Genomic DNA, 21,877 nt, shown 5'->3' with positions numbered 1-21,877 from the left:
GGGGGTGAGTTGGACGGTTGTCCTAGACGAGTGATCGACAACACAGCCTGACAACACCGAGAAACTTGGCCGGACGATAACGGATCAGTTACGTTCGGTTGTCCTCGCTGGCGTGCGGGTGCGAAGTGGTGTACGCCACAGCGCCACCATGCCGGCAGGGGCGGCATCGGACGCGAACCGTCGCGACCGGTGTGAGACCGCCGGATCGGCCGGTCGAGACCGCGACGGCTCGCAAGAGTCGCCTGGCCCCCAGGCCGAATCGTGGTAGGGACACTCGCGCCTGCGCGTGCCCCGGCTCGCCGCCCGTGCCCGGGACGTCCGACGACTGGACACGAGTGAACCCCCGTTCTGAGCAGCAGAGTTCTGGCTCCATCCCCAGCATCAACTCAGAGTCCGAGGCGACGGCCTCTCGGACGACCCCCACGAAGCGTCGCCGCCGCTGGCCCCTGGTCGCCGGCCTCGCAGCCGTAGCGATCGCGGCCTCCGGATCGGTCGCCTTCGCCGAGGCACGCAAGACCGTCACCCTCGACCTCGACGGCACCGTCAAGACCGTCACCACCTACTCCGGCTCCGTGCAGGGCATGCTCGACTCGCAGGGCGTCCGCCTGGGCGAGCGCGACGTCGTCGCCCCCGGGACCGGCGCCGAGCTCTCCGACGGCGACCAGATCGTGGTCCGCTACGCCCGCCAGGTCACCATGTCCGACGGCGAGGACGAGCGCGACGTCTGGGTCAACGTGACCGACGCCGGCGAGGCCCTGAGCACGCTCGCCGAGCGCGGCGGCGACGTCGCCCTGGTGGCGTCCCGCTCCGGCGACCGCGCCTCGCTGCCGCTCCGCCTGAACGACGACGGCCCCGTCGCCGTCGTCGCGGACGGCGAGACGCGCGTGATCGAGGACCACGCCGACAGCGTCGACAGCGTGCTGAACAGCACCGAGATCGAGCTCGACAAGGACGACCTCGTCAACGTCGTCCCCGTCGCCACCCTGGCGAAGGACAAGGCGATCGACGCGAAGTCCGCCAAGACCGCCGAGCAGGCGGGCGCGGACGTCGCCGTCCAGGTCCAGCGCGTCGAGACCAAGAAGGTCACGCGTGACGGAGCCGTGGGCTTCGACACCCACACCAGCAAGGACTCCGACCGGTACAAGGACGAGGGCAAGCTCGTCAAGAGCAAGGGCACCAAGGGCGTGCGCACCAAGGTGATCCAGGTGCGTACGGTCGACGGCGAGATCGTGCACCGCGAGGTGATCTCCAACAAGGTGACCAAGGAGCCGGTCGACCGCGTGGTCGTCTTCGGCACCAGGGAGCGCCCGGTGGAGAAGGTCCAGGCCACCAGCACCAAGAAGTCCACCAGCACCCCGGTGCCGTCCGGCTCGGTCAAGCAGATCGGCCAGCAGATGGCCGCCGCGCGCGGCTGGAGCGGCTCGGAGTGGACCTGCCTCGAGTCCCTCTGGGAGCGCGAGTCCGGCTGGAACTACAAGGCGGCCAACCCGTCGTCGGGTGCCTACGGCATCCCGCAGGCGCTGCCCGGTTCCAAGATGGGCTCCGCGGGCTCCGACTGGGCGACCAACCCGGCCACCCAGATCAAGTGGGGCCTCGGCTACATCGCGGACCGCTACGGCACGCCGTGCGGTGCGTGGGGCCACTCGGAGTCGGTGGGTTGGTACTGATCCGCTGACTGCGACAATCTCCAGTTAGGCTCACCTGCATGAACGACACCTCAGGCGCCCTGCTCGGTCCCGCGGAGATCCGCGACCTGGCAGGGCGCTTGGGCGTCCGGCCCACCAAGACGCTCGGCCAGAACTTCCTGCACGACGGCGGCACCGTCCGCAAGATCGTGCGCACCGCGGGGCTGCGGCCCGGTGAGCGGGTCGTGGAGGTCGGGCCCGGGCTGGGCTCCCTGACACTGGGCCTCGTGGAGGCCGGTGCCTCCGTCGTGGCGATCGAGATCGACCCGGTCCTGGCCGGGCAGATCGCCGACACCGTGCACACCCGGTTCCCGGACTCCGACTTCGAGGTCGTGCTGTCCGACGCGCTGGACGTCACCGCCCTGCCGGGTGAGGCGCCGACGGCACTCGTCGCGAACCTCCCGTACAACGTGGCCGTCCCGGTGCTGCTCACCATGCTGCAGCGGTTCGACTCGCTCGAGCGCGTGCTGGTGATGGTCCAGGCCGAGGTGGCCGACCGCATCGCCGCCGTGCCCGGCAACAAGATCTACGGCATCCCGTCGGTGAAGGCCGCCTGGTACGCGTCGGCCCGCCGGGCGGGGACCATCGGGCGCAACGTCTTCTGGCCGGCCCCGAACGTCGACTCCGCGCTCGTGTACCTCGAGCGCCGCGACCCGCCGTCGACCACCGCGTCCCGCGAGCAGGTCTTCGCCGTCGTGGACGCCGCGTTCGCGCAACGCCGCAAGACGCTGCGCGCCGCCCTGTCGGGGGCGTTCGGCTCCGGCGCCGCCGCCGAGGCGGCGCTCCGAGCCGCCGACGTCGACCCGGGCGCCCGGGGTGAGACGCTCGTGGTCGAGCAGTTCGCGCGCATCGCGGAGCAGCTTTCTGCGACCTCGTCGGTCGAGCCCGTCGAGGCCTCGGATCTCGACCAGCTCGGCCAGCGAGAGGAGGGGGACCAGTGATCCCGCGTCTCGCGGCGGCCCCGCCGCCGTCCGTCCGGGTCCGCGCACCCGGCAAGGTGAACCTCGGCCTGCGCGTGGGTCCCGTCGGCGACGACGGCTACCACCCGCTCGCGACGATCTTCCAGGCCGTCTCCCTCTACGAGGAGGTGACGGCCACCCAGGTGGCGCCCGGGTCCGGCATCTCGCTGACGGTCTCGGGACCGCAGGCCGACGCCGTCCCGACCGACGAGTCCAACCTCGCCTGGCGCGCGGCCGCGCTGCTGGCCGAGCGCACGGGCCTGGCGGCCGATGTCCAGCTGCACGTCACCAAGGGCGTGCCGGTCGCCGGCGGCATGGCGGGCGGTTCGGCCGACGCCGCCGCGGCGCTCGTGGCCTGCGACGCGCTCTGGGAGGCCGGCATGCCCCGGCCGGAGCTCGTGGAGCTGGCCGCCGAGCTCGGCGCGGACGTGCCGTTCTCGCTGCTGGGGCACACCGCCGTCGGCACGGGCCGGGGCGACCTGCTCACGCCCGCGATGACGCGTGGCGAGTTCCACTGGTGCTTCGCGACGCAGCGGGAGGGGCTCTCTACGCCCTCCGTGTTCCGCCGGTTCGACGAGCTGGCCGGCCCGTCGACGCCGCGGGTGGCGCCCACCGACGACACCGCGATCATGCACGCGCTGCGGGCGGGCGACCCCGTCGCCCTCGGCAAGGCGCTGCACAACGACCTGGAGGGCCCGGCGCTCGACCTGCGCCCCGAGCTCACCGACGTGGTGGAGGTCGCCACCGAGTCCGGTGCCCTCGGCGTCGTCGTCTCCGGGTCCGGGCCCACGGTCGCGGCCCTGGGCCGGTCCCGGCAGCACGCGCTCGCGCTGGGCGCCGCATGGACGGCGGCCGACGTCGTCGACGCGGTCTGGTGCGCCACCGGACCCGCCCCGGGCACCCAGGTCATCACCCCGGTCCGTGCGTAGCACCCCGCCGAGGTAGAACCCCAGCGAGGTAGAACCCCAGCGAGGTAGAACCGCAGCGAAGTAGAACCCCAGCGCGCCAGGGTTCTACTTCGCTGCAGCTCTACCTCGCCCTGGTTCTGTCTCGGCAGGGTCAGTACGCGACCTGGGGCACGAAGACGTTCGTCAGGTGCGTGTGCCGCGTGACCCAACGGGTACGCCGCGTCGTCAGGTTGCTCTCGGCGGTCAGCACGCACTCGACGACGCGCTCGACCGAGCCCGTCATCGCGGCGAGCGCGAGGGCCGCGTTGCGGCCCCACTCCTCGAGCAGCACCTGGGCGCCCGCACCCTGGGTGAGCTGCAGCGGCGTGCTCGCCCGGCGGGCGAACGCGACCAGCGAGTCCTTGTGCGCCGCCGGGATGTCCCCCTCGACCAGGGCGCACGCGAGGTCGGGCAGCAGCCCGGCCGCGGCCACGGCTGCGGCCGCCACCGGGCCGGTGCCCAGGACCGCGACCCGCGACGGGTCCACGCTCTCCAGCGTCCGCAGGGCCTGCACCGCCCGGAACGCGTCGGTGAAGGCGCCGCGGTTGTACGGGTCGTCCAGGTCGTCCGGCGGCACCTCGACCACCAGGTGGGCGAACCCGGCCGACGCCAGCCACTCCAGGTCGCGCGCTGCGGCCCCGCCGGCCGGGCGCAGCTCGACCAGCCCGGGCAGCGTCGCGGCAGCGCCGACGGGCAGCAGCAGCCAGCCCGTCACGGGGCGGCCCTGGAACCCGGCGAACGTCACCGTCTCCGCCTGCAGGTCCCGCGAGCGCGTGCCGGCGGCCACGAGGGTCGGCGTCACCTCGATGTCCCGGTGCGCGGCGAGGTTCGCCGCCCAGAACGCGTCGAAGTCCTCGGGCTCGTCGGTGGCGGGCGGAGCGGCCGGCGCCACCGTGACGAGCGGCAGGTCGTACTCGGGCACGGGCGGTACCTCCGGGTCTTGGGCGTGCGCTCGGAGCGTACCGCCAGTCCCCGACACTCCCGACGCCGGTCCGCGGCCCCCGGCCGTCAGACGAGCTTGTTCAGCCATGCGAGCTTGCGGGGGAACCGGTAGTCCCCGCCGCCCTCGTGGTTGTTGTAGGGGTAGACGTCGATCTCCTTGTCCACCCCGCGCGAGCCGCCCGGCCCCCAGCCGTTGTACGCGGCGTACACGGTGGACGGCGGGCACGTGCCGTCCATCAGCGCCACCGAGAACAGGCCGGCCCCGCGGGCGCGCCGGGCGAACGACACCCCGTCCAGGTACGAGAACGTGCGCCAGACCTGCTCCTCGACCGCCGGGTCGCGGTGCACCGAGAGGTACTTCGTGATCTCGCTGTACGGCGCGTTGTCCGTGATCTGCACCGCGCGCCGGTAGTGGCACAGGAACGGCACGTCCGGCATCGCGGCCACGACGTCGGGCACCAGGCCCGCGACCGCGATGGTGATGCCGCCGCCCTGGCTGCCGCCGCTCAGCGCCACGCGCGCCGGGTCGAGCCCCTCGATCGCCCGCACCGCGTCGACCGCGCGGACGCCGTCCGTGAAGACGCGCCGGTAGTAGTGGTCGTGCGGGTCCAGCACACCGCGGGTCATGAACCCGGGGGACGCCGGGCCCGAGCCCACCGGGTCCGGGGTGTCCCCGCCCGCACCCCAGCCGGAACCCTGGCCGCGCGTGTCCATCATGAGGTGCGCGTAGCCCGCGGCCGCCCACTGGATCCGCTCGTGCGGCAGACCCCGGCCGCCACCGTAGCCCTGGTACTCCACCACCACCGGCAGGTCGCCGGCCGCGTGCGCGGGCCGAGTCAGCCACGCCTTGACCGGGTGCCCGCCGAACCCGGGGAACGTCACGTCGTCCACCAGGATCTCCGTGAGGCCCACGTCGAGGCGCTCCACCTGCGGCGCCGTGCCGAACGTACGGGCCTCGGCCAGCGTGGCCGACCAGAACTCGTCGAAGTCGCCGGGCTCGTCGACCTCCGGGGTGTACTTCTCGAGATCGGGCAGCGGCATGTCGAACTGGGCCACGTGGATGCTCCTCGGCGTCGTCGTCGTTCTGGGGGTACGGCGGCGAAGTCCTGCTGCGCAGCGCCGCGCCGTCCTGAGCTTGTCGAAGGGTCGACCGGGGTGAGCGTAGCGCGCGACTACCCTTGGTAGGTGGCACATCTCCTCGGCGCAGACGGCATCGCGCTGACCATCGGTACTCGCACCCTCCTCGCGGACGTCTCGCTGGGGCTCGACGACGGCGACCGCGTCGGCATCGTCGGACCCAACGGCGCGGGCAAGTCCACCCTGCTGCGCATCTTCGCGGGCACCGCCCTGCCCGACGGCGGGCGGGTCACCCGGGTGGGCGGCTCCACCCTGGGCATGCTCGACCAGCGTGACGAGCTGCCCGAAGACGCCACCGTGCTCGACATCGTGCACGGCGACGCCGAGACCCACGTCTGGGCCTCGGACGCGCGCGTGCGCGAGGTGCACGACGGCCTGATCGCCGAGCTCGCCTGGGACGCCCCCGTCGCGAAGCTCTCCGGCGGCCAGCGCCGCCGCGTGGCGCTCGCGGCCCTGCTCGTGCAGGACCCGGACGTGCTGCTCCTCGACGAGCCCACCAACCACCTCGACGTCGAGGGCGTGGCCTGGCTCGCGGCCCACCTGCGCGAGCGGTACGGCCGCCCGGGCACGTCGGGCGCGCTCGTCGTCGTCACGCACGACCGCTGGTTCCTCGACGAGGTCTGCTCCCGCATGTGGGAGGTGCGCGGCGACGGGACCGGCGCCGTCGACGGGTACGAGGGCGGGTACGCGGCCTACATCCTGGCGCGCGCCGAGCGGGCCCGGCAGGCCGCGACGGCCGCCGAGAAGCGGGACAACCTGCTGCGCAAGGAGCTCGCCTGGCTGCGCCGCGGCGCGCCCGCGCGCACGTCCAAGCCGAAGTTCCGGCTCGACGCCGCGTCCGCGCTGATCGACGACGAGCCGCCGCCGCGCGACTCGATGGAGCTCACCCGCATGGCCACCCGGCGGCTCGGCAAGGACGTGCTGGACCTCGAGTCGGTGTCGGTGACGGTGCCGGGCAAGGTCCTGTTCGACGACGTGACCTGGCGCCTCGGCCCGGGCGACCGGTACGGCGTCGTGGGCGTCAACGGCGCGGGCAAGACCACGCTGCTGGCGCTGCTGGCCGGTCGCCGCGAACCGGACTCGGGCCGGGTCAAGCGCGGCAAGACCATCCACGTGCAGGAGCTCTCGCAGGACGTCGCCGAGCTCGACGAGCTGGGGGCGCTGAAGGCCGTCGAGGTGATCGAGCAGGAGAAGGGCCGGGTCGTCGTCGACGGCAAGGAGCTCACCGCGGCGCAGCTCACCGAGAAGCTGGGCTTCACGCGCGAGCGGGCCTACACCCCGGTGCGGGACCTGTCCGGCGGTGAGCGGCGCCGGCTCCAGCTGCTGCGGCTGCTGGTGTCCGAGCCCAACGTGCTGCTGCTCGACGAGCCCACCAACGACCTCGACACCGACACGCTGGCCGCCGTCGAGGACCTGCTGGACGGCTGGCCGGGCACGCTGATCGTGGTCTCGCACGACCGGTACCTGCTGGAGCGGGTGGCCGACCGGCAGGTCGCGCTCCTCGGCGACGGCACCATCCGTGACCTCCCCGGGGGCGTGGAGGAGTATCTGCGGCTGCGGGCGGCAGCCAGGTCCACCGGCGCCTCGGGCGCGGCCGCGGGCGGCGGCGCGCGCACGGGTTCCGGCAACGGCTCCGGCGGGGCGACGACGGGGGCGGCCCCGGCGTCGGACGGCGCCCCGGCCGAGGAGCTCTCGCAGCGCGACATCCGCGCCGCGAAGAAGGAGGTCTCCCGAATCGAGCGGCAACTTGCGAAGATTGCCCAGAAGGAGGCCGAGCTGCACGAATCCATCGCGCAGCAGGCAACGGACTACCAGGCTGTCGCACGGCTGGACGCGGAGCTCCGCGACCTCGGGACCGAACGCGACGAGCTCGAGGCGGCCTGGTTGGAAGCGGCGGAGGTGGCGGGATGACCGACAACGATCTGACACCGCTCGACGGGGTCGACAGGGCACTCGTCGACGCACTGCGCAAGGACGGCCGCACCACGCTCGCGGTGCTGTCCGAGATCTCGGGGCTCTCCCTGTCCGCGGTGCAGGTGCGGGTGCGCAAGCTGGAGGCGCGCGGCGTCATCACGGGCTACCGGGCGGTCGTGAACCCGGAGGCGGTGGGCCTGCCGCTCTCCGCCTTCATCGAGATCACGCCCCTGGACCAGGCGCAGGAGGACGACGCGCCCGAGCGGCTGCGCGGCATGACCGGCATCGAGTCGTGCTACTCGGTGGCCGGCAACGCGAACTACCTGCTCACCGCGCGCGTGGCGTCGCCGCGCGCGCTGGAGGAGCTGCTCGGCAAGATCCGGCGCACGGCCAAGGTGTCCACGCGCACGACGGTGGTGCTCCAGACGTACTTCGAGGGGCAGGCCGCCGAGCTCGACTGAGCCGGGCTCCACCGGGCCCGGCTCGCCGGGCCGGGGCGCTGCCCCTCAGAGCGGCGCCAGGGCCGGGTGGTCCAGCGTCAGCGTGCCGGCGTCGGCGTCCAGCTCCGCCGCGACGCCGAAGGGCACGGTGATCGGGTCGGGCCCGTGGCCGAACCCCAGCTCACCCAGGATCGGGATGCCGAGCGGCCCGAGCAGGTCCAGGACGACCGGCTCGGCGGGCTCGCAGTCCTGCCACGACCCCAGCACGATGCCGGTCGCGCCGTCGAACCAGCCCGACCGCAGCAGGTGGGTCAGGAACGAGTCGATCCGGTAGGCCTTCTCCTCGATGTCCTCCAGCAGCACGAGGCCGCCCGCGGCCGACGGCGAGGTGGGCCCGATGCCGACGGACGTCGTCAGCAGCGAGAGGCAGCCCCCGGTCGTGATGCCCCGGGCGGTGCCGCCGACCAGCGGGTGGGCGTCCGGGCCGGTGAGCACCTGCGTGCTGCCCGGCTCGAACAGCGTGCGCCGCAGGTGCTCCCGGGCCGGCTCCGACTTGAGGAACGACATGGTCCCGGACATCGGCCCGTGCAGGGAGACCAGCCCGAGCCGGTTCGCGACCGCCTGGTGCAGCACCGTGCAGTCGCTGTACCCGACGAGCACCTTGGGGTCGGTGGCGGCGAGCGCGTCCCAGTCGACGAGGTCCACCATGCGCGCCGCGCCGTACCCGCCCCGGGCCAGGACGACCGCCCGGACGTCCGGGTCCAGCCAGGCCTCCTGGAAGTCGGCCGCGCGCCCCTCGTCGGTGCCGGCCAGGTAGGCGTGGCCGGGGTGGCGGTCCAGGACGTGGGGCATGACCTGCACGTCGAGGCCCCAGTCCCGCAGGTGGCGCACTCCGTCGTCGAGCCGGTCGGCCGGTACGGGGCCGGACGGGGCGACGACGGCCACGGTGTCGCCCGGGCGCAGGCGCGGCGGGCTGGTCAGGGGACGCAGCATGTCGCCGACGCTACCCGCTGGTGCGGCTTGCGCCCGGTGGTGTCACTTTCTTTCAATCATCTGAAATCTGGCTGCGCAGCGCGGTGGTGAGCCGGCCGAGCCACGCTGGTTGGTCGTTTCCAAGGGGCCGACCTCCGAGGTTCGGTTCAGACCACGAACTTCTGCCCGCAAGTGCGAGCTTGAAACGATACAACCTCGCGGTCTGAACAGGACCTCATGAGATCGACCAGCGGCAGCACAACCATCTGACCCATCGAAAGGCATGAGATCCGGTTTCGGCTGGTGCGTCGCTTCCGTCTTGTAAGTGCAGATTGTTACGCTCGCAACTGCCAGTAGACCCGCCCGGCTCCGCCGTCGGGCACGAAGGAGCGCCGAGCGAATGCCCACCACCCGAACCTGGCTGCAGGCGGGCGGTGGCACCGTGGTCGTCGCCCTGATCGTCGCCGCCGTGGTCCAGGCGGCGAACTCGAGCGCGACCTGGGTGTCGAACGACCCGGTCGGCCAGTGCGGCAAGACCTCCGGCGGCCAGGTCGTCGCGGCCCAGAACGTGCTGTCGGCCGCCACCGGGCTGGAGCCGGTGGACGGGAACTGGGACGCCGAGTCCGAGGTCGCCACCCGCGCGTTCCAGGCGTACAACGGGCTGCCGGTCGACGGCTGCGTGGACACCAGCACCTGGGTGACCATGCGCGCGCTGGCGATCTCCCTGTGCGACCCGGACTACAGCTGCCAGGGTCCCGACCATCGCATCCGGTACGCCGCCGCGGACGGCGCGCGGGACGCCTACCTCGCCGAGAACGACTGCGACTGGGGCTCCTACGTGCTGCCCGGCGTGGCGCGCAGCCCGGTCGCGTCGAACAAGATCATCGCGCTCTCGCGGGACGCCGTGACCGAGATCGAGTGCGGGGGCTGACGTGGTCACCACGATCGACGAGCCCCGGATCCGGCCCGAGTGGCTGCTCGGCGGTGCCGTGACGCTGCTCGGCGCGATCATCATCGTGGTGGTCACGATGGTGCTCGGCTCGGGGGAGGAGGAGCCCGTCGTCGTCCCCGCGGACGCCACGGAGCTCACGGCCGGGACGTGTGCCGAGGACCTGCGCCAGCCACACTGGGTGCCCGACGACGTGCGGCGTGCCGTCGTCGAGTGCCCGGACGAGATCTCGGCGGGGATGGGCCGCACCACCGCGGAGGACCACCTCGGCACCTGGATCACGTACGTCCTGGAGGGCCCCGAGAACGAGGAGACGTTCCGCGGCGGACCGGGCCCCGCGTGGCCGGAGGACGAGGTGCGCAGCGGCGCGTACCACCCGGCGTCGGCCGTGATCTACGTGGCCTATCCGGGGGCGCAGGAGCTGTCCGGCAAGCTCGCGGGCGACAACGTCACGATCGAGTGGCAGGACCTCAAGGAGTCCGGGTCCGAGGCGCGCGTCACCCGGGTGGACAACAACGGGTTCGGCCCGGTCCGCGTCGAGTGGACCGACGACGCCGGGTCCTACCTGCTGCTCTCCACCGTCGGCCGCACGCCGACGGCGAACGCCGGCCCGTCGGTCGCCGAGCTGATCAGGATCGCCGACAGCGTCGCGGCCGACGACGAGTGAACGGACGGGTGGACAAGGGCCAGGCGCTCGGGAGGTCTGGGATCCCGAGCGCCTGACCGGTCTCAGAGGGCTGCCGTGAGCGCCTCGTCGAGGGCCTGGACGCCGGCCTCCAGCGCCTCCGTGGTGACGGTCAGGGCGGGACGGAACCGCACCGACCGCTCGCCGCAGCCCAGCAGCAGCACGCTGCGCTCGGTGAGCGCGGCCAGCACGCGGTCGCGGACCTCGCGCGACGGCAGGGTCAGCGCGCACATCAGGCCGCTGCCGCGCACGTCCGTCACGCCCTCGTGCCGCGCGGCGAGCTCGGTGAGGGCGTCCTGGAGCTGCTTGCCCATGGTCCGGGCCCGGTCGACCAGCCCCTCCTCCTCGTAGGTCTCCAGGATCCGGCGGGACCGCACCATGTCGGTGAGGTTGCCGCCCCAGGTGGAGTTGATGCGCGAGGAGACGGCGAACGCGTTGTCCGGGACCTCGTCCACGCGGCCGCCGGCCATGATGCCGCAGACCTGCGTCTTCTTGCCGAACGCGACGACGTCGGGGGCCACGCCGAGCTGCTGGTAGGCCCACGCGGTGCCGGTGATCCCGGCGCCGGTCTGCACCTCGTCCATGACGAACAGGGCGTCGAACTCCCGGCACAGCGCCTGCATGCCCTGCAGGAACGACGGGCGGAAGTGGTGGTCGCCCCCCTCACCCTGGATGGGCTCCATGATGAAGGCCGCGATGTCGTGGGGGTTCGCCTCGAACGCCGCGCGGGCGGCCCCGAGCGCGGCGGCCTCGGCCGCGTCCATGTCCTTGCCCTCGGCGATGTACGGCGAGGGGATGCGCGGCCAGTCGAACTTGGGGAACCGGGCGACCTTGCCCGGCTCGGTGTTCGTGAGCGACATCGTGTAGCCGGAGCGGCCGTGGAACGCGTGCTCCAGGTGCATCACCTTGGTGCCGAGCTCCGGGGACCGGCCGTTCGCCTCGTTCTGGCGGGACTTCCAGTCGAACGCCACCTTGAGCGCGTTCTCGACGGCGAGCGCGCCGCCGTCGATGAAGAACAGGTGCGGCAGAGCGGGGTCGCCGAGCACCCGCGCGAACGTGTCGGCGAAGCGCGCCATCTCGACCGTGTAGATGTCGGAGTTGGACGGCTTGTTGATCGCGGCGGTGGCGAGCTCCTCCCGGAAGGCCGGGTCGTCGGCCAGCGCGGGATGGTTCATGCCGAGCGGCGAGGAGGCGAAGAAGGTGAACAGGTCCAGCCACTCCCGGCCGTCCCGTGCGTCGACGAGCGTGGAGCCGTGCGACCGGGTGAGGTCGAGGACCAGGTCGAACCCGTCGACCAGGAGGTGCTCGCGAAGGGTGGGGAGCACAGCGGTGGGCTCAAGGTGTGTCGTCATGCTGGAAAGGTAGGCAATGATCCTGCCAACTTTCAATGATTCTGGAAAAGTTCCTGCTACGGCCGAGGGGCCCGGCGGCGGGTCGCGACCAGCTCGGCCGTGCCGAGCGCCAGCGTGGACCCCAGCATGACCAGGAGCGCCGCCGTCCAGCCGCCCGACGCCGCGTGCACAGCGCCGATCACCGCGGGCGCGGAGGCTGCCACCGCGTACCCGAAGGCCTGCACGGCCGCGACCGTCCGGCGGGTCTGCGCGACCGTGCGGCACTGCTGCGCCACCACCGTGAAGATCACCACGAAGTTGCCGCCCTGGGCGATGCCCGCGAGGCTCACCCACACCAGCCACCACTCCGGGGCGAGCAGCAGGCCCACGGGCAGGGACACCCAGAGCAGGCCCATCACCACCGCGGCACCGCGCATCGGCACGCGGGCGGCCAGGGCGAGCGGCACGAGCACGCTGCCCGCGATCGCGAGCCCCTGGAACGGCGCGGCCGCGTTGCCCGCCGTGGTCACCGACACGCCCAGCAGGTCGCGCAGCAGCTCCGGGAGCCACCCCGTGACCGCGAAGTAGGAGAAGGACTGCCCCGCGAACGCGATGGTCAGCACCCACGTGATCGGACGGCGCAGCACGCCGCCCCAGGTCTCCTCCGGCCGCTCCACCAGGGGCGGCGCGGGGGTCCCGGTGGGCCCGTCGACCAGGGTCTCGGCGGGGGTCTCGCCCGGCGCGGCGCCGTCGTCCGCCCCGCCCCGGCCGGGCCGCCGGGTCCTGGGGCGGGCCTGCGGGTCCGGCAGGCGGCGCGTGGTGGCCAGCCACACGACGAGCGCGACCGCCGCGACGGCCGCCCACGAGGCGACGGCGCCCCGCCACCCGAGCAGCGCCGCGAAGGGTGCGGTGAGCGACGTAGCGAAGACCGACCCGAGGTTCATCGTCGACGAGTACAGGCCGGTGGCCAGCGCTGTCCGCGCCGGGAAGTCCCGCGCGATGATCACCGGGACCACCACGTTGCCCACCGTGATGGCCGCACCCAGCACCACCGTGCCCGCGAAGGCCGCGACCACACCCGCCGTGCCCGAGCCCGCCGACCGGACCAGCGTCCCCGCGATCACCCCGACCAGGGCGACCGTCACCGCCGCGTACGGGCCGACCCGGGCGATCAGGGTCGAGGCCGCCGGCGCCACCACGCTGAAGCAGAGCGCCGGGATGCCCACGAGGAGGCCGGCGAGGGTCTGGTCCAGGCCCAGCCCGGCGGCGACGTCGCCCATGACGGGCGGGAGCGAGGTGATGGGGGTGCGCAGGTTCAGGGCGAAGACGAGTACCGCGACGAGCAGCGCGGAGCCGCCGGCCGCTGTGCGGATGTTGCTCATGATGCATTCATTGTGCGTGACGGCGTCGGTTGGTTGCGCGGGGCGTCCATCACATCGCCACAGGGTGTGCTGCTTGTCATCCCGGTTCCGCCAGGAGGTATTACGGCATCACCGCTAGATTGGGCGACCGGTCACGACTGGAACAACTGAGGTGTGGAATGAACCAGCGACAGGTCCTCCCCGCGGTGGGAGCACTCGTCGGCGTACTCCTGACGTCGGGCTGCGGTTTCGACCTGGGCAAGATCGACTACACCGAGCCGGAGTTCGTGGGCTCCTACGTGGGTGACGGCGCCGCGACCGTCGTCGCCCTCGGCGAGGACCGGACGTTCACCGCCGTGGGAGTCCCGGACGAGCTGCTCGGCGACGTGGTGGGCGACGTCCCCGCCGAGATCGAGGGCACCTGGAAGTACAACTCGAAGAGCTCCGCGGACCACGTCGAGCTGACGGTCACCGACGCCGACGGCATGCCGGCCGAGCTCGGCGAGCTGCCGCTGTACGTCGCGGACGCCGACGACCTGTTCTTCCTGCCGGACCAGGTCGGGCGCGAGAAGGTCATGGTGACGCGGGACCGCTGAGGGCCTGCGGGCTCGACGGCTACTCGTCGAACTGTGCGGTGACCGCGCGCAGGAGCGCCGCGAGCTGCGGGCGCTCCGCGGGGGACAGGGCGGTCAGCACCTCGGCCTCGATGTCGAGCAGGTCGCTCATCGCGGCGTCGACCCGCGCCAGGCCCTCGTCGGTGAGCTCGACGAGCACGCCGCGCCGGTCGTCCGGGGACCGGTGCCGCTTGACGAACCCGCGCGACTCCAGCCGGTCGATCCGGTTGGTCATGGTGCCGCTGGTCACCAGGGTCTGCGTGACGAGCGTGCCGGGGGACAGGCGGAAGGGCTCGCCGGCTCGGCGCAGCGCCGAGAGCACGTCGAACTCCCACGTCTCCAGGCTGTGCCGGGCGAACGCGGTGCGGCGCGCGAGATCGAGGTGCCGCGCCAGCCGGGACACCCGGCTGAACACCGTCAGGGGTTCGAGGTCGAGGTCGGGGCGCACGTGGTGCCACGCGGCGACGATGCGGTCGACCTCGTCGCCGTGACCTGAGTGCTCCATGGCGTGAGGCTACCGGATGTCTCGATATCAAGAATCTCGACAGGATGCACGGGGTGAAGCACGTGGTCGGCGGCGGCGTGGCGACCGTAGGCTCAGTCATCGTGGGAACAGACATCCATGTGCACGAGGTGTACGCCGGTCGAGTGCTGCAGGGTGCCGGGGCGCGGACCCTCGTGCCCGACGAGATCGAACGGCTCGGGGCGCAGCGGGTCCTGGTGGTGGCCGCGCCGTCGTCCGCCGAGACGGCGCAGGACGTGGCCACGAGCCTGGGGGAGCGGTACGCCGCGACCTTCGGCCGCCCCGTCCAGCACACGCCCGTCGAGGTGACCGCGCAGGCGCTGGCGCTGGCCCGCGAGATGCGCGCCGACGCGCTCGTCGCGATCGGCGGCGGTTCGGCGATCGGGCTGGCCAAGGCGCTCGCCGTGCGGACCGGCATGCCGCAGGTCGCCGTGCCCACCACGTACGCCGGCTCCGAGGCGACCCCCGTGCTCGGCGAGACCGAGGACGGCGTCAAGTCCACGCGGCGCGACCCGGCGCTCGCGCCCGGCACCGTCGTGTACGACCCCGAGCTCACGCTGTCCATGCCCCACGGGCTCACCCTGACCTCCGCGCTCAACGCGCTGGCCCACGCCGTCGAGGCACTGTGGGACGCCGAGGCGAGCGCGGCCACCCGCGCGTACGGGGTCGAGGCGGCGGACGGGATCCTCACCGCGCTCCCCGCGGTGCTCGACCACCTGGGCGACGTCGGTGCACGGGCCCGGCTGCAGGAGGCGGCCTGGCTGGCCGGCGCCTGCCTGGCGCAGGCGCGGATGGGGCTCCACCACCAGCTCGCGCACGTGCTCGGCGGCACCTACGGGCTGCCGCACGCGGAGCTGCACGCCCTGCTGCTGGCGCACGTGATGCGGTTCGACCTGCCCGCGGCCCCCGACGCCGCCGCCCGTCTGGCCCGCGTCGCGGACGGCGACCCGGCCGGCGCGGTCGCGGCCCTGGCCGCCCGGCACGACGGACCGACGACGCTGGGCGCGCTCGGCCTGCCCCGCACGGCGCTGCGCGAGGTGGCCGAGCGCGTGGCGGCCGCCCCGTACCCGAACCCGCGCCCGGTCGTCGCGGGCGAGGTCGAGGAGCTGCTGCTCGCCGCCTGGTGAGCTCGTCCGCCGGGTCCGCCCGGAGGACTCAGACGGCCTTGCGGGCCAGCAGGTGCGCCTGCGGGAAGCCGCGCACGGGGTCCTCGCCCGGCGCGAGCACCAGGCGGGCGACCTCGGTCACGCCGGCCTGCCCGAGCAGGCCGAGCACGTGGCCGGGCGAGTACCGCCAGGCGGGCGACACCCGGTGGTCGAAGGCCTCGGCGGCCCCGTCCGCGTCGTCGAGGGCCTGGAACGCGATCAGCAGGTGGCCGCCGGGCGCGAGCACGCGGCACAGCTCGGCGAGCGTCGCCGGGAGCGCGTCGGGCGGCGTGTGGATGACCGAGTAGTTCGCCAGCACCCCGGCGAGACCCGCCGTGGGCACGTCGAGCGCTCCCATGTCGCCGACGTCGAACCGCACGCCCGGGTGCGTCTGGCGGGCGATCGCCACCAGCTCCGGCGAGAGGTCGACGCCGAACGCGTCGACGCCGCGCTCCCGCAGGTATCCGGTCACGTGCCCGGGGCCGCAGCCGACGTCGGCCACCAGACCGCCGCCCGCCTGCCGGACCAGGTCGGCGAAGGCCTGGACCAGCACGTGGTTCAGCGGCCGGCCGGCGAAAGCCTCGCCGACGAACGCGGTGTAGGCCTGGGCCATGTCGTCGTAGTCGGCACGGACGGTCGCGAGCTGCTCGGAGGACGTCACGCGCCGCAGCCTAGACGCGCGCCGTCCGTCGTCGCCCCCCAGCAACTGACTCTCGTTCAGGAATATGTCCATTTCGTGGCGGACCAGGGGTCAGTTTCACCCCCAATATCACAGGGTGAAACCGGGCGCGCATTAAACGCGAATATCCATTTCCCGTTGCAGAGTCCGTGTCGTGTGCTTAATGTATGGAACGCGAACACTGTTCCGCTCGCAGGTGATCATCCTGCGATTCCCGTTTTCCGGAAGGAAAAGCACCATGTCTGTTGTTGACATCGTCTCGACCCTGCTCGACTCCCTCGGCATCACCCTGGCGCAGATCCGCATCCTGCTGGGTCTCTGAGCAGGGAGAACGAGGGCGCGGTGTTTTAAACCCGCGCTTGCAACATCCCCAGCCAAAGCGAATGCCCTCTGCGCAGAATGCGCAGGGGGCATTCGTTCTTTTGCGCCCGCGCACACATTGTTGCGCGGGCGCAAACTGACTTGACTGCTTCGGGCATTTCAGGGTTGTCGGGCAATTCGCCGGTACTGCTGACGCGCGGTCAGCTATTCGGCGGATCCGCCTCAGCGGCCGAGCTTTGTCAGGGCCGGCTTCTTGTCCATGTTGTGCAGCCCGTTCCACGCCAGGTTCACCAGGTGCGCCGCGACCTCCGACTTCTTGGGGCTGCGGGCGTCCAGCCAGTACTGGCCGGTGAGGGCGATCATGCCGACGAGCATCTGCGCGTAGAGGGGCGCGGCCTTGGTCTCCAGCCCGTTGGCACGGAACTGCGGCTCCAGGATCGCCTCCACCTGGGTGGCCACGTCGCCGATCAGGCTGGAGAACGTGCCGGTCGCCTGGGCCACGGGGGAGTCGCGCACGAGGATGCGGAACCCGTCCTCGGACGACTCGATGTAGTCCAGGAGGGCCAGCGCCGTCCGCTCCAGCAGCACCTTGGGGTGCCCGCCGGAGCCCAGGGCCCCCGACAGGGCGTGCGTGAGCGCCTGCACCTCGCGGTCCACGACGACGGCGTAGATGCCCTCCTTGCCGCCGAAGTGCTCGTAGACGACGGGCTTGGAGACCTCCGCGCGGGACGCGATCTCCTCCACGCTGGTGCCCTCGAAGCCCTTCTGGGCGAACAGGCCACGGCTGACCGTGAGCAGCTGCTCACGCCGCTGGCTGGCCGTCATGCGAGGTCTATGGGTACGTCGGTTTTCGGCGGCCATGGGGTTCATTGTGCCCGAGCGGGCGTTCCGGGCGTCGCCTGGCGGCTCGCGTGCGCGGGCGTGCACGCGGATGTGCGCGGATGTGGCTGACGACTCGACCCCTCCGGCATGGGGCATACCCCGGGACCTGGCAGACTGTTCACGGACGTGCGACGGTGGCACACGCCTGCTTCGGGTCACGACGGAGCCTCCCGCGCGCCCGGTCCGCCTTGGTGTAATCGGCAGCACAGAGGTTTTTGGTGCCTTTAGTCCAGGTTCGAATCCTGGGGGCGGAGCCATCCGGATCTGACGAACCCACCGATCGGAGCACTCGTGACCGAGACACCTCAGCCGGCAGCAGTGATCGTCCTCGCCGCCGGCCAGGGCACCCGCATGAAGTCAGCGTTGCCGAAGATCCTGCACCCGCTCGGCGGCAAGCCGATGGTGGGGCACGCGCTGACCGCCGCCCGGGAGCTCCAGCCCGGTCGGGTCGCGGTGGTGGTCCGGCACGAGCGCGACCTGGTCGCCGAGGCGGTCGGGCAGCTCGATCCCGAGGCGATCCTCGTGGACCAGGACGAGATCCCCGGCACGGGCCGCGCCGTGCAGTGCGCCCTGGCGGCGCTCGACTCCAAGGCACAGGCCGCCGCGGCCGCCGCGGGCCTCGCCGACGGCGAGGTCGTGGGCGAGGGCATCGAGGGCTCGGTGGTCGTGGTCGCGGGCGACGTACCGCTGCTCGACGGCGCCACGCTCGGCCAGCTGCTGGCGGCGCACCACGCGGACGGCAACGCCGTCACGGTCCTGACCACCGAGGTGGAGGACGCGACGGGCTACGGCCGCATCGTCCGCGAGAAGGACACCGGCGACGTGCTCGAGATCGTCGAGCACAAGGACGCGAGCGCGGACCAGCTCGCCATCCGGGAGATCAACTCGTCGGTCTACGTGTTCGACGCCGACACGCTGCGCCGTGGCCTGACCGGCCTCGACAGCAAGAACGCGCAGGGCGAGGTCTACCTGACCGACGTCGTCGCGTTCGCCCGCTCGCAGGGCCTGCACGTGCGGGCCCTGCTCGCCGACGACCCGATGCTGGTCGAGGGCGTCAACGACCGCGTCGCCCTGTCCGTCCTGGCGCGCGAGATGAACCGCCGCATCGTCGAGGAGTGGCAGCGCGCGGGCGTGACCGTGCAGGACCCGGCGACCACGTGGATCGACGTCGACGTCGAGCTCGCCCCGGACGTCACGCTCCTGCCCAACACGCAGCTCCAGGGCGCCACCGTGGTGGCCACGGGCGCCACGATCGGCCCGGACACCACGCTGACCGACGTCGAGGTCGGGGCGGGCGCCACCGTGGTCCGCACGCACGGCTCGCTCGCCGTCATCGGGGAGAGCGCGACCGTGGGCCCGTTCGCCTACCTGCGCCCCGGCACGAGCCTGGGCCGCAAGGGCAAGATCGGCACGTTCGTCGAGACCAAGAACGCCGAGATCGGCGAGGGCAGCAAGGTGCCGCACCTCTCCTACGTCGGCGACGCCTCGATCGGCGAGCACACCAACATCGGCGCCGCGTCGGTGACCGTCAACTACGACGGCGTGCACAAGCACCGCACGGTGATCGGCTCCCACGCGCGCACGGGTGCGGACAACATGTTCGTGGCCCCCGTGACGGTGGGCGACGGCGCGTACACCGCCGCCGGCTCCGTGATCCGCCGGGACGTGCCCGCGGGCGCGCTCGGCGTCACCGCCGGGCAGCAGCGCAACATCGAGGGCTGGGTCGGCCGCCGCCGTCCCGGCACGGCCGCGGCCGACGCCGCCGCCGGCGCCCGCGGCGCCGAGTCCGGTCTGGGCGACCAGGCGCAGCGCCAGCTCGCCCAGCAGAACGCAGTCGGGGCCCCCACGGCCCCGCAGGCCGCGGCCACCCAGGCCGAACCGGCCGACCAGGCCCCCGCACCTGGGGCCGACAAGGAAGGAAAGTCCCACTGATGTCCAACTCCACTCCCGGACCCAACCGCCACCCGCTCGTCCTGGCCGCGGGCCGAGCACACCCCGAACTGGCGAAGAACGTCGCCAAGGAGCTGGGCATCGACCTGCTGGGCGTGTCCGCGTACGACTTCGCGAACAGCGAGACCTACGTCCGCTTCAGCGAGTCCGTGCGCGGCATGGACCTGTTCCTCCTGCAGTCGCACACGATGCCGGTCAACCAGTGGATCATGGAGCAGCTGCTCATGGTCGACGCCGCCAAGCGCGCCTCGGCGCACTCCGTCACCGTGGTGGCGCCGTTCTTCGGCTACGCCCGCCAGGACAAGAAGAGCCGCGGCCGCGAGCCGATCTCGGCCCGCCTCATCGCGGACCTGTTCAAGACGGCGGGCGCGGACCGCCTGATGAGCGTGGACCTGCACACCGCCCAGATCCAGGGCTTCTTCGACGGGCCCGTGGACCACCTGTGGGCCATGCCGATCCTCGTCGACTACGTGCGCACCCGCGTCGACGTCGAGAACGTCACCGTCGTGTCGCCCGACGCCGGCCGCATCCGCGTCGCCGAGATCTGGGCGTCCAAGCTGGGCGGCGGCCCGCTGGCGTTCGTGCACAAGACGCGCGACGTCACGCGGCCCAACCAGTCCGTGGCCAACCGCGTCGTCGGCGACGTCCAGGGCAAGGACTGCGTGCTGGTGGACGACCTGATCGACACCGGCGGCACCATCGCCGAGGCCGTCAAGGTCATCATGGCCGCCGGCGCCAAGTCGGTCACCGTCGCGGCCACGCACGGTGTACTGTCCGGTCCGGCCAAGCAGCGGCTCACGGAGTGCGGCGCGCGCGAGGTGGTCGTCACCGACACCCTGCCGATCGAGGAGGACCGCCGGTTCGACACGCTCAAGGTGCTCTCCATCGCGCCGCTGCTGGCCTCGGCGATCAACGAGGTCCACTCCGACGGGTCCGTGACCTCGCTGTTCGACGGCAACTCCTGATCCGGAGCGCGGGGCGGGGCACTTGACTCGGGCGCGGTCAACGGGAGACCGTGTCTTGACATCTATGGGGGAGGGTCAGTGACCGTCACCGTCGTGGTCCCGACGTTCAACGAGGGACCGAACGTCCGGGCGCTCACCGAGCGGCTCTGTGCCGCTTTCGGAGTGCTGCCCGACGGCGGTCGCGCCTCCGGCGTCGTGCAGGGACCCGAGGGCGGGCCCGCCCCCGTGGGGGCGCCCGCCCTGGCGGAGATCCTCTTCGTCGACGACTCGACGGACGACACCCCCGACCGGATCCGCGAGGTCGCGGCCACCGCGCCCGTCCCGGTGCGCCTGCTGCACCGGGAGAAGCCGGAGGGCGGCCTGAGCGGCGCCGTGGTGGCTGGCCTGCGCACCGTGACCACCGAGTGGGCGGTCGTGATGGACGGCGACCTGCAGCACCCGCCGGAGCTGGTGCCCGCGCTCGTCACGCGCGGCCGCGAGTCGGGGCTCGACCTCGTGGTCGCCTCCCGCTACACGGGCGACGGCGACGCCGGCGGCCTGGACGGCTGGTGGCGGCACGGCGTCTCGATCGCGTCGGCCCTGCTGGCGCGGTCCATGTTCCCCGTGCGGCTGCGCAACGTGACCGACCCGCTCACCGGCTTCTTCGCCGCCCGGGTGGAGGCCCTGGACCTCGACGCCCTGCACCCGCGCGGCTTCAAGATCCTGCTGGAGCTGCTGGCGCGCAACACCCTGGCCGTGGGGGAGGAGCCGTTCGTGTTCGGCGAGCGGTACGCCGGGCACTCCAAGGCGACCTTCAAGACGGGCCTGCGCTACCTGGAGCAGCTCGCCGCCCTGCGGTTCGGGCGGATGTCGCGGTTCGCGATCATCGGCGGCTTCGGCGCCGTGCTCAACGTGCTCATCCTGTGGCTGCTCACCGCGCTGAGCGTGCACTACGTGCAGGCCGCCGTGATCTCCGCCGTCGTGACGATCCTGATCAACTTCCTGCTGCAGGAGCGGTTCGTGTTCCGCGACCTGCGCAACGAGGGACGCGGCGTCTGGACGCGGTTCGCGCACTCCTTCGCGTTCAACGGCACCGAGGCGGCGATCCGCCTGCCCGTGCTGTGGTGGCTGGTCGAGCACACGGGCATGTGGCCCGTGCTGGTGCAGGCCGTGACGCTGGTCGTCGCGTTCCTGCTGCGCTTCGTGTTCCACGTCCAGGTGGTCTACAAGCCCCGGCGCACCCAGCCGGCGATCGGGGTCACACCGCCCCTCGGTGCGGACCGGGCGGACGAGCGGGTACAGTAGTCAGGTTGCCTCGGCGAGGGACGCCTGACGGCCGCGGCGGGACCTGATCCCGCAAGCACTTCGGCCGGCGTCCGTGATCGACTGGGCGGCCGTCGGCGGCCCCGGGCGGAGTACCCCTCCAGCACCTCGCCCCGCGTGCCCGCTCCGCGCCCGTCACGTGTCCCGCGCCGACGCAGCCGCCATCTTCGAGTT

The 21,877-nt window shown here is 72.5% G+C and carries 21 protein-coding genes and 1 tRNA gene; 14 read left to right on the top strand and 8 right to left on the bottom strand.

The window, feature by feature from the left end; genetic code table 11:
- Window positions 1-335 precede the first annotated feature (335 nt).
- From H291_RS0121605 to H291_RS0121595, 3 genes are read left to right on the top strand one after another with little or no spacing between them, the layout of a single operon-like run.
- Window positions 336-1,667 (top strand): ubiquitin-like domain-containing protein, encoded by a 1,332-nt coding sequence (locus tag H291_RS0121605; RefSeq protein WP_020017115.1) that lies wholly within the window; start codon window positions 336-338, stop codon window positions 1,665-1,667.
- Window positions 1,668-1,705: 38 nt separating this feature from the next.
- Window positions 1,706-2,626, top strand: a complete 921-nt coding sequence (rsmA, locus tag H291_RS31125; RefSeq protein WP_020017114.1) for a 16S rRNA (adenine(1518)-N(6)/adenine(1519)-N(6))-dimethyltransferase RsmA — start codon at window positions 1,706-1,708, stop codon at window positions 2,624-2,626.
- Window positions 2,623-3,573 carry a 4-(cytidine 5'-diphospho)-2-C-methyl-D-erythritol kinase gene (locus H291_RS0121595; RefSeq protein ID WP_020017113.1) on the top strand — a complete coding sequence of 317 codons (951 nt, stop codon included), beginning with the start codon at window positions 2,623-2,625 and terminating at the stop codon, window positions 3,571-3,573. Before rsmA ends, H291_RS0121595 begins: the two co-directional genes overlap by 4 nt.
- Before the next feature lie 130 nt (window positions 3,574-3,703).
- On the opposite strand, the gene H291_RS32830 is transcribed toward H291_RS0121595, so the two are convergent.
- Window positions 3,704-4,513, bottom strand: coding sequence for an acetylxylan esterase (locus H291_RS32830; protein ID WP_020017112.1), 810 nt, complete (start codon window positions 4,511-4,513; stop codon window positions 3,704-3,706).
- Window positions 4,514-4,599: 86 nt separating this feature from the next.
- Window positions 4,600-5,589 carry an acetylxylan esterase gene (locus tag H291_RS0121585; protein WP_020017111.1) on the bottom strand — a complete coding sequence of 330 codons (990 nt, stop codon included), beginning with the start codon at window positions 5,587-5,589 and terminating at the stop codon, window positions 4,600-4,602.
- A 129-nt stretch (window positions 5,590-5,718) separates the two neighbouring features.
- Between H291_RS0121585 and H291_RS0121580 the strand changes: the two genes are divergently transcribed.
- Together H291_RS0121580 and H291_RS0121575 are read left to right on the top strand one after the other, a co-directional pair.
- The gene (locus H291_RS0121580) at window positions 5,719-7,581 is read left to right on the top strand and encodes an ABC-F family ATP-binding cassette domain-containing protein (RefSeq protein WP_020017110.1); all 1,863 of its coding nucleotides are present in this window, start codon (window positions 5,719-5,721) and stop codon (window positions 7,579-7,581) included.
- Entirely contained in the window at window positions 7,578-8,045 is a 468-nt protein-coding gene (locus H291_RS0121575; RefSeq protein WP_020017109.1) for an Lrp/AsnC family transcriptional regulator, read from the top strand. The genes H291_RS0121580 and H291_RS0121575 overlap by 4 nt, the downstream gene beginning before the upstream one ends.
- 45 nt (window positions 8,046-8,090) lie before the next feature.
- Here H291_RS0121575 and H291_RS0121570 read toward each other — a convergent pair whose 3' ends face one another.
- Window positions 8,091-9,017, bottom strand: coding sequence for a S66 peptidase family protein (locus tag H291_RS0121570; protein WP_020017108.1), 927 nt, complete (start codon window positions 9,015-9,017; stop codon window positions 8,091-8,093).
- Window positions 9,018-9,396: 379 nt separating this feature from the next.
- Between H291_RS0121570 and H291_RS0121565 the strand changes: the two genes are divergently transcribed.
- Window positions 9,397-9,927 carry a peptidoglycan-binding domain-containing protein gene (locus tag H291_RS0121565; protein ID WP_020017107.1) on the top strand — a complete coding sequence of 177 codons (531 nt, stop codon included), beginning with the start codon at window positions 9,397-9,399 and terminating at the stop codon, window positions 9,925-9,927.
- A 1-nt stretch (window position 9,928) separates the two neighbouring features.
- Entirely contained in the window at window positions 9,929-10,612 is a 684-nt protein-coding gene (locus tag H291_RS0121560) for a hypothetical protein (RefSeq protein WP_020017106.1), read from the top strand.
- A 62-nt stretch (window positions 10,613-10,674) separates the two neighbouring features.
- Here H291_RS0121560 and lat read toward each other — a convergent pair whose 3' ends face one another.
- Window positions 10,675-11,982, bottom strand: coding sequence for an L-lysine 6-transaminase (gene lat / locus H291_RS0121555; RefSeq protein WP_026365991.1), 1,308 nt, complete (start codon window positions 11,980-11,982; stop codon window positions 10,675-10,677).
- A 56-nt stretch (window positions 11,983-12,038) separates the two neighbouring features.
- The gene (locus tag H291_RS0121550; RefSeq protein ID WP_020017104.1) at window positions 12,039-13,343 is read right to left on the bottom strand and encodes an MFS transporter; all 1,305 of its coding nucleotides are present in this window, start codon (window positions 13,341-13,343) and stop codon (window positions 12,039-12,041) included.
- Between the two features lie 158 nt (window positions 13,344-13,501).
- Between H291_RS0121550 and H291_RS31115 the strand changes: the two genes are divergently transcribed.
- Window positions 13,502-13,918, top strand: a complete 417-nt coding sequence (locus tag H291_RS31115; protein ID WP_020017103.1) for a hypothetical protein — start codon at window positions 13,502-13,504, stop codon at window positions 13,916-13,918.
- Between the two features lie 19 nt (window positions 13,919-13,937).
- Here H291_RS31115 and H291_RS0121540 read toward each other — a convergent pair whose 3' ends face one another.
- Window positions 13,938-14,441 (bottom strand): MarR family winged helix-turn-helix transcriptional regulator, encoded by a 504-nt coding sequence (locus tag H291_RS0121540; protein WP_020017102.1) that lies wholly within the window; start codon window positions 14,439-14,441, stop codon window positions 13,938-13,940.
- Between the two features lie 101 nt (window positions 14,442-14,542).
- Between H291_RS0121540 and H291_RS0121535 the strand changes: the two genes are divergently transcribed.
- The gene (locus H291_RS0121535) at window positions 14,543-15,586 is read left to right on the top strand and encodes a maleylacetate reductase (protein WP_198012562.1); all 1,044 of its coding nucleotides are present in this window, start codon (window positions 14,543-14,545) and stop codon (window positions 15,584-15,586) included.
- 28 nt (window positions 15,587-15,614) lie between these two features.
- Here the strand turns inward: H291_RS0121535 and H291_RS0121530 are convergent, their stop codons facing one another.
- A complete protein-coding gene (locus tag H291_RS0121530) occupies window positions 15,615-16,265 on the bottom strand; it encodes a class I SAM-dependent DNA methyltransferase (protein ID WP_020017100.1) in 651 nt (216 codons plus the stop codon).
- A 214-nt stretch (window positions 16,266-16,479) separates the two neighbouring features.
- Here H291_RS0121530 and H291_RS34820 point away from each other — a divergent pair, with 214 nt between their 5' ends.
- Complete coding sequence (locus tag H291_RS34820; protein ID WP_269637221.1) at window positions 16,480-16,605, top strand: hypothetical protein; 126 nt, start codon at window positions 16,480-16,482, stop codon at window positions 16,603-16,605.
- Window positions 16,606-16,826: 221 nt separating this feature from the next.
- Here the strand turns inward: H291_RS34820 and H291_RS0121520 are convergent, their stop codons facing one another.
- Window positions 16,827-17,429, bottom strand: a complete 603-nt coding sequence (locus H291_RS0121520) for a TetR/AcrR family transcriptional regulator (protein ID WP_020017099.1) — start codon at window positions 17,427-17,429, stop codon at window positions 16,827-16,829.
- A gap of 239 nt (window positions 17,430-17,668) precedes the next feature.
- On the opposite strand from H291_RS0121520, the gene H291_RS0121515 reads away from it, so the two are divergent.
- The 4 genes from H291_RS0121515 (at window position 17,669) to H291_RS0121500 (ending at window position 21,685) form a co-directional block, all read left to right on the top strand.
- A tRNA-Gln gene (locus H291_RS0121515) sits at window positions 17,669-17,743 on the top strand.
- 94 nt (window positions 17,744-17,837) lie between these two features.
- Entirely contained in the window at window positions 17,838-19,418 is a 1,581-nt protein-coding gene (gene glmU / locus H291_RS0121510) for a bifunctional UDP-N-acetylglucosamine diphosphorylase/glucosamine-1-phosphate N-acetyltransferase GlmU (protein WP_051109596.1), read from the top strand.
- Window positions 19,418-20,401: a ribose-phosphate diphosphokinase gene (locus H291_RS0121505; protein WP_020017097.1), complete on the top strand. Its 984-nt coding sequence runs from the start codon at window positions 19,418-19,420 to the stop codon at window positions 20,399-20,401. Before glmU ends, H291_RS0121505 begins: the two co-directional genes overlap by 1 nt.
- Before the next feature lie 78 nt (window positions 20,402-20,479).
- Complete coding sequence (locus tag H291_RS0121500; protein ID WP_020017096.1) at window positions 20,480-21,685, top strand: glycosyltransferase; 1,206 nt, start codon at window positions 20,480-20,482, stop codon at window positions 21,683-21,685.
- The last annotated feature ends 192 nt before the right edge of the window (window positions 21,686-21,877 follow it).

The organism is Promicromonospora sukumoe 327MFSha3.1, from assembly GCF_000385135.1.
GTDB lineage: Bacteria > Actinomycetota > Actinomycetes > Actinomycetales > Cellulomonadaceae > Promicromonospora > Promicromonospora sukumoe_B.
This window is presented reverse-complemented; position numbering and strand designations above follow the sequence as displayed.

Coding starts and splice junctions, on each gene's coding strand:
- H291_RS0121520 (WP_020017099.1), bottom strand. CDS start 17,429: ATGACGGCCAGCCAGCGGCGTGAGCAGCTGCTCACGGTCAGCCGTGGC.
- H291_RS0121575 (WP_020017109.1), top strand. CDS start 7,578: ATGACCGACAACGATCTGACACCGCTCGACGGGGTCGACAGGGCACTC.
- H291_RS0121550 (WP_020017104.1), bottom strand. CDS start 13,343: ATGAGCAACATCCGCACAGCGGCCGGCGGCTCCGCGCTGCTCGTCGCG.
- H291_RS0121540 (WP_020017102.1), bottom strand. CDS start 14,441: ATGGAGCACTCAGGTCACGGCGACGAGGTCGACCGCATCGTCGCCGCG.
- H291_RS0121570 (WP_020017108.1), bottom strand. CDS start 9,017: ATGCTGCGTCCCCTGACCAGCCCGCCGCGCCTGCGCCCGGGCGACACC.
- H291_RS31115 (WP_020017103.1), top strand. CDS start 13,502: ATGAACCAGCGACAGGTCCTCCCCGCGGTGGGAGCACTCGTCGGCGTA.
- glmU (WP_051109596.1), top strand. CDS start 17,838: ATGAAGTCAGCGTTGCCGAAGATCCTGCACCCGCTCGGCGGCAAGCCG.
- H291_RS0121565 (WP_020017107.1), top strand. CDS start 9,397: ATGCCCACCACCCGAACCTGGCTGCAGGCGGGCGGTGGCACCGTGGTC.
- H291_RS0121505 (WP_020017097.1), top strand. CDS start 19,418: ATGTCCAACTCCACTCCCGGACCCAACCGCCACCCGCTCGTCCTGGCC.
- rsmA (WP_020017114.1), top strand. CDS start 1,706: ATGAACGACACCTCAGGCGCCCTGCTCGGTCCCGCGGAGATCCGCGAC.
- lat (WP_026365991.1), bottom strand. CDS start 11,982: ATGACGACACACCTTGAGCCCACCGCTGTGCTCCCCACCCTTCGCGAG.